This is a genomic window from Limnohabitans sp. (assembly GCF_017848645.1).
Taxonomy (GTDB): Bacteria; Pseudomonadota; Gammaproteobacteria; order Burkholderiales; family Burkholderiaceae_C; genus Limnohabitans_A.
Genome location: NZ_JAFEIF010000080.1, coordinates 1 through 6,059, shown reverse-complemented (window position 1 = coordinate 6,059; position 6,059 = coordinate 1). Strand labels below are relative to the sequence as shown.

Annotated in this window: 6 protein-coding genes; 1 reads left to right on the top strand and 5 read right to left on the bottom strand. The window is 59.1% G+C overall.

The annotated features are described in order from the left end of the window. Positions 1–76: 76 nt before the first annotated feature. From QZ190_RS17235 to rpsU, 4 genes are all read right to left on the bottom strand, one after another. Positions 77–625 (bottom strand): YbhB/YbcL family Raf kinase inhibitor-like protein, encoded by a 549-nt coding sequence (locus tag QZ190_RS17235; RefSeq protein ID WP_291918904.1) that lies wholly within the window; start codon positions 623–625, stop codon positions 77–79. 55 nt (positions 626–680) lie between these two features. Then, the gene (locus QZ190_RS17230) at positions 681–1,475 is read right to left on the bottom strand and encodes a helix-turn-helix transcriptional regulator (RefSeq protein WP_291918902.1); all 795 of its coding nucleotides are present in this window, start codon (positions 1,473–1,475) and stop codon (positions 681–683) included. 3 nt (positions 1,476–1,478) lie between these two features. Next, a complete protein-coding gene (locus QZ190_RS17225; RefSeq protein ID WP_291918900.1) occupies positions 1,479–1,925 on the bottom strand; it encodes a GatB/YqeY domain-containing protein in 447 nt (148 codons plus the stop codon). Between the two features lie 109 nt (positions 1,926–2,034). Continuing rightward, positions 2,035–2,247, bottom strand: a complete 213-nt coding sequence (gene rpsU / locus QZ190_RS17220; RefSeq protein ID WP_019428257.1) for a 30S ribosomal protein S21 — start codon at positions 2,245–2,247, stop codon at positions 2,035–2,037. A 357-nt stretch (positions 2,248–2,604) separates the two neighbouring features. Between rpsU and QZ190_RS17215 the strand changes: the two genes are divergently transcribed. Continuing rightward, positions 2,605–4,818: a patatin-like phospholipase family protein gene (locus tag QZ190_RS17215; RefSeq protein ID WP_291918896.1), complete on the top strand. Its 2,214-nt coding sequence runs from the start codon at positions 2,605–2,607 to the stop codon at positions 4,816–4,818. Here QZ190_RS17215 and QZ190_RS17210 read toward each other — a convergent pair. Continuing rightward, positions 4,808–6,034 carry an NAD(P)/FAD-dependent oxidoreductase gene (locus QZ190_RS17210; protein ID WP_291918894.1) on the bottom strand — a complete coding sequence of 409 codons (1,227 nt, stop codon included), beginning with the start codon at positions 6,032–6,034 and terminating at the stop codon, positions 4,808–4,810. The genes QZ190_RS17215 and QZ190_RS17210 overlap by 11 nt on opposite strands. Positions 6,035–6,059 lie beyond the last annotated feature (25 nt).

Here is a 6,059-nt window from a genome sequence, read left to right as displayed (position 1 = left end):
TGCGGGATTAGCGCCTATATCAGCCTCCCAGCGCAGCCGTCACTGTTCCTGTATTGCTTGGCCAGTCATATGTCGTTCAGCGATGGTAAGGGACTTGCAGGCTGGCACTATTCAGGCGGTTCATGTTGAGCATGAAGCCGATCATGGCGGCTGACGCGTCTGATGGCAGTTGGATGCTTGGTATCTTGAGCGCATGGACCGTGAAGATATAACGGTGAGGTTTGTCACCTTTCGGTGGACATGCGCCGCCGTAACCCTGACTTCCGAAATCGGTTCTACCCTCCACTGAGCCTGTTGGCAGGGTTTGTGCCTTGCTGGCGTTTTCTGGAAGCGCTTTTGTATGAGCTGGCAGGTTGTACACCACCCAATGCCACCAACCCGAGCCCGTCGGGGCATCCGGATCGTAAGCTGTGATGGCAAAGCTTTGAGTTCCTGCAGGTGCATTTTCCCAACGTAACGCTGGTGATACGTTTTCACCTTGGCAACCAAAGCCGTTGAGCACATGTTTTTCTGGCATAGCCCTGTCTGGGTCCAGACTAGGGCTCATGAGCTTGAAGTCGCCTGCGTGGCTGCAAACGGTTGTGCTGAGGCTCAGGGCTAAGAGGGTGTGAGACAGGTTTTTCATGGTTTTCTCCGTGGGTTGAATGGAGCATCATGATGCTGGCGCACAGGCAATGCTGTTAGCCCTGATCTGTCAAATCTTGTGCACTTTCTTTCATTCGAGCTCGAACCACAGATGGGGCGACGTTCCACCTTTGCTGAAAAGCCGCAGTGAAGCGGCTGTGCGAAGCCCAGCCACAATGTTGAGCAACCTCTCCTACGCTCATGTCGGTGGTTTGCAGCATGCCCAATGCAACTTGCAGCCTGGCATCCCGTACCAGTTCTGCCAGCGTGAGCGTGTTGCCTGTTAATCGTCGACGAAGGCTGGATTCACTCATGCAGAAAGCCTCAGCCAGCGATTCAACTGTCCAATTTTGCGCGGGATGTTGGCTCACCATCCACTGAATGCGTTCGGTCCAGCTGATTTCTTGGGTATGGGCAAAACACCAGCCCTTTTCAGCCAGCATCATCATCACTTCAAGACTGCGGTGACGTTGCAGCGCAGAAGACACGCTGCGTTCATTCGGCAGCGTGCGCCGCAATGCTGAAAGCAAGTCATCTTCCAGCTTGACCACTTGAGCTGAGCCCACTGTTTTTGTGCGCTCAGCCATTGGTGATGTAAATTCACGCCCCAGATCATTGTCAAAAGGCAATACCCAAGCTTCGTATTGACGCTGTCCGTATGGGTCGTTGACAACATCCCATTGGGTGCCGCGGGCAATCAGGACAGCTTGTCCTTGGTGAGCGGTCACGGTTCGCCCTGATGCGTGGAGTACTTTGCGACCCGTGACTACGGCAACCAGCAAATCACTTGGCACCGTCAGAGTGCTCAGGCGATAACGCTGCGCAGCAAAGACACGGGCGCTTTGTGGCATTGGTCAACCTGCCAGCGCCGCTTTCACCGCTGCCGACACCTGGCCCATGTCCGCCTTGCCCGCCAACTGGGCTTTGACCGCGCCCATGACTTTGCCCATGTCGCCGGGGCCTTTGGCACCTAAGTCAGCCACGATGGCCTGCACGGCAGCCGCGACTTCTTCAGCCGACATGCGTGCGGGCAGGTAAGCCAGCAGCACGGCCATTTCGGCCTTTTCCTTGTCGGCCAGGTCCTGGCGGGCGGCTTGCTCAAAGGCGGCAATCGAATCCTTGCGCTGCTTGATGAGTTTGTCCACGATGGCCACCACGGCCACGTTGTCGAGCTCGATGCGCTCGTCCACTTCCTTTTGCTTCATGGCCGACAGCAGCAAGCGGATGGTGCCCAGACGTTCTGCGTCTTTGGCGCGCATCGCGGTTTTCATGTCTTCGGTGATTTGTTCTTTCAGGCTCATGGAAGGCTCCTGGTGGTGAGAAATGGAGAGGCATAAACGACAAAGCCCGCCTGAGCGTCCTCCAGCGGGCTTGTTTGCAGACCTGGATCAGGTCAAGCAAAAAGGAAGATCAATACATCTTCTTGGGCAGCTGCATGCTGCGCACGCGCTTGTAGTGACGCTTGACGGCAGCCGACTTCTTGCGCTTGCGCTCAGTGGTGGGCTTTTCGTAGAACTCGCGGGCACGCAGGTCGGTCAGCAGGCCGAGTTTTTCGATGGTGCGCTTGAAGCGACGCAGGGCAACGTCAAACGGCTCGTTTTCTTTCACGCGGATGGTGGTCATTGAATCAAAGTTTCCAAAAAATGTGCCGGCTGTGGAAGCAAGGGAGATCGGGCCCTTGAAACCCAGTTCCGGCGGTTCCCCGTCACGAACTAGTATTTGGCAGACGGGGGTTTGCCAGCAAAGCCTGAGATTATAGCGACAAGTCAGCTGCTTACGCGGCCTTCATGAGGCACACATGTGCGAGATCACACAGCGCATGACCGGACCAAGCGTCTGTTCTTGTTGAAAAGGGTGGGCAGCGAGGTCGAAATGGGTCGTGACTAAAATGAAACCTATATGCGTCTATTCCAGCCAGCCCACCATCGGTTTTTGAGGGTCGCCCTGCATTGGGGTGTTGGGGCTCTTGCCGCTTGCACCATGGCGGCTTGGGCCCAGACCCCCGCGCCAGTGCCAGAACCCAAAAAAGTGCCCGCGCCGGGGGTGGTGGTGGTGTTGGCGGGGGGCGGTGCCAAGGGTTTTGCCCACTTGGCTGTGCTGCGGCAACTGGAGCAAGACCGCATTCCCATTGCGCGCATTGTGGGCACCAGCATGGGGGCGGTGATTGGCGGCTTGTATGCCAGTGGCATGAGCACCGACGACATCGAGCGCACCATGAGCCAATTGGACCCTTCCCGAGTCGCCCTCGACCAGATCAACCGCCTGGAGCTGCCTTCACGCACGCGGGCCTACCAACAAAAATACCCGGTAGACCTGGAGTTCGGCATCAAGGAAGGTGGGGTGAGTTTTGCCCGGGGCGTGAGCGATGGCCAACGCTTTTTGGCCTTGTTGCAGGCCTTGACCCAGCATCTGCCGCCCGAGGTCCACTTTGATGACCTGAAAATCCCGTTTCGGGCCGTGGCCACGCGTTACCGCGATGGTGAGATGAAGGTCTTTGACCGCGGCGCCTTGCACCTGGCGATTCGTGCCAGCATGGCCGCCCCAGCGGTGTTTGCCCCGGTGGAGGTGGCGGGCGAGACGTACGTGGACGGCGGCTTGGTGGCCAACGTGCCTGTGGAGGTGGCTTTGGCCGAAGGGGCCGATGTGATCGTGGCCTCTTTTTTAGGGGCGGGGGCAGGCGAGGGCAGGGCCGAGTCCGCCAGCCATGCCCTGGAGGTGGCCAACCGGATGCTGGACATCCTGATTCGCCAAAACGAAAAGCGCAACCTGGCCTTGTTGCGGCCACAAGATGTGTTGATCCAGCCCTCTGTGCAGGACATTGGCTTCGCCGATTTCAACCGCGCACCAGAGGTGGTGCAGCGCGGTCGGGCCGCACTGGTGCCTGTGCAGGCGCGCTGGGCGGCGTTGCGGGAAAGCTTTGTAGCGAAAGCCACAGCACAAACGTCCGCCCGGCTGTCGTTTGACCAGCGGGAAAAGCGCATTGTGGCCATCGAGGCACAAGGCCACAAGGACGTCTCGGAGAGTTTTATCCAGACCATGCTGGCCCCGATGTTGGCGCAGGAATTTTCTGCGCAGCGGGTTGAGCGGTACATGGACGAGCTTTACACCAGCGGCTACTTTGATCTGGTCAGCTACAGCCTGGTGCAGCAGCAAGGCGATGCGTACAAGCTGTTGGTCACGGTGCGCGAAAAACCGTACAGCCCCCATTTCTTCAAGACCACCATGGGCTTTTCCAGCGAGGTCGATGGGGTCACGCAATTCACGGCCGGGTTTGGTTATCGCCGCCCTTGGTTGACAGCATCGGGCCTGGAGCTGTCCATCGATGCCCGCATGGGCACGCAGTCCGAATTGGGTTTGCGCTTGCATCAAGCATTGTCACGCGGCTGGAGTGTCGAGGCGGGTGCCTCATTGGACCGCAATGTCCTGCCCTTGTACCGGTCGTCCATCATTGAGGAGAATTTCGACAATCAGAAATTGGCCTATTACAGACAAACCGTACAAAGTCTGGACACCGCCTTGGTCTATGACTTTGAACGCAAGGCCAACGTGAAGCTGGGCCTGGTGTCCAGCCGCATTCGCCGGACCTTTGACACGGCCGTGGATTGGGACGAGGGCACCGTGAACTCGACGGATCAAGTGCGCTACAACGCGCTGCGGGTGAAGTGGCAAATGGATCAACTCGATTCGTTGAGTTTCCCGACCCGGGGTTATTTTCTCGGCGGTCACCTGGAGCAAGGGGTCTCAGGCGCCATCTACAGCGGTGGCAGCCTGTCGGCCAAATGGGCGCACTCTGTGGGTCCACACATCTTCAATGTGGGCATGCAGCTGGCGCAGGACCGTGTCACGCTCGACTGCGAGCGGTGCCGTGCGCCCAGCAGTTTGATTCTGGGTGGTTTTCAGAACATGGGGGCTTACCGCATGGGGCAATTGGTGGGCGACCAGTTGGCCCATGTGCAGTCGACCTACATGTACCGCTTGACGCAAGGCGGCCTGTTCAATCAGAAAACCTATGTGGGGACGGTGCTCGAAGCCGGTGACGCCTGGTTCAAGGGGGCGGAGCAGCGTTGGCGTTACAGCGCCACCGCATTTGTGGCCGTGGACAGCAAGATCGGTGACATCTACTTGGGCGCAGCCAGAGGCTCCAGCCAAAGCTACAACCTGTTTCTGCAATTGGGCAGACGTTTCAGTTTTTAACCGAGGCTGGCAAAGCCTGCGCGCACGCATGTGCACTGGCCCAAGCCCACTGGAAGTTGTAGCCACCCAGCCAGCCGGTCACATCGATCACCTCGCCAATGAAGTACAGCCCGGGTTGTTTGGACTCCATGGTTTGTGAGGACACATCGCGCGTGTCCACCCCGCCGAGGGTGACCTCGGCTTTTTTGTAGCCCTCGCTGCCATTGGGGGTGAGCGTCCAGTTGGACAGCGCTTGCGCCAGCTTGCTCAGGGCTTTGTCGGGCACCTCGGCGGCCGTGCGTTGCAAAGCCGGGTCCTGGCTGACCCAGGCCTCGGCCAATCGGCTGGGCACCAAGCTGGCCAGTTCGTTGCCCAGCAGTTTTTTGGAGCGCAGCTTGGCCTCTTGCAGGCGCTCGGGCAGGTTCACCTCCGGGGCCAGGTTCAGGCGAATCGGTGTGCCTTCTTGCCAATAGCTGGAGATTTGCAAGACCCCGGGACCGGACAAGCCTCGGTGCGTGAACAGCAGGTCCTCGTCAAAGTGCATGCGGTTTTTTTTCTCGCCCGTCTCGATGCCCACAGGCAGCGCGAGCCCGGCCAGTTGGGCATAAGGCGCCCAGGCCTCGCCGTCAAAAGTCAGGGGCACCAGGCCGGGGCGGCGCTCCACCAGACGCAGGCCAAACTGGCTGGCGATGCGGTAGCCCCAGTCGCTGGCCCCGATTTTGGGAATGGATAAACCCCCTGTGGCCACCACCAGCGAGGTGGTTTGCACGGCGCCTTGTGGGGTTTGCAGAACGTAGAGGGGGTGGTTGTCAGACGGCGCTTGGACCGATTGAACCGCGCAAGCGCTGCGGATTTCTACACCACCTGCCTCGCATTCGGCCAGCAGCATGCGGATGATGTCTTCGGCCGAGTGGTCGCAAAACAGTTGGCCCTTGTGCTTTTCGTGAAATGCGATGCCGTGCTTTTGCACCAGATCGATGAAGTCTTGTGGCGTGTAGCGCGACAGGGCCGAGCGGCAAAAGTGCGGGTTTTGGCTGATGAAATGTTTTTGCGGGGCCGAAGCATCCAGCAGCCGGTTGGTGAAATTGCAGCGCCCGCCGCCCGAGATGCGAATTTTTTCGGCGATCTTGTCGCTGTGGTCGATGACCAGCACCTTCAGCCCGCGCTGGCCCGCCACGCCCGCGCAAAACAAACCGGCAGCCCCGGCACCCACGATCACTACATCCCATGTCTTCATGGCTGGGGAGTGTAAAGGGGCGCGG

Coding starts and splice junctions, on each gene's coding strand:
- QZ190_RS17235 (WP_291918904.1), bottom strand. CDS start 625: ATGAAAAACCTGTCTCACACCCTCTTAGCCCTGAGCCTCAGCACAACC.
- QZ190_RS17230 (WP_291918902.1), bottom strand. CDS start 1,475: ATGCCACAAAGCGCCCGTGTCTTTGCTGCGCAGCGTTATCGCCTGAGC.
- QZ190_RS17225 (WP_291918900.1), bottom strand. CDS start 1,925: ATGAGCCTGAAAGAACAAATCACCGAAGACATGAAAACCGCGATGCGC.
- rpsU (WP_019428257.1), bottom strand. CDS start 2,247: ATGACCACCATCCGCGTGAAAGAAAACGAGCCGTTTGACGTTGCCCTG.
- QZ190_RS17215 (WP_291918896.1), top strand. CDS start 2,605: ATGGCGGCTTGGGCCCAGACCCCCGCGCCAGTGCCAGAACCCAAAAAA.
- QZ190_RS17210 (WP_291918894.1), bottom strand. CDS start 6,034: ATGAAGACATGGGATGTAGTGATCGTGGGTGCCGGGGCTGCCGGTTTG.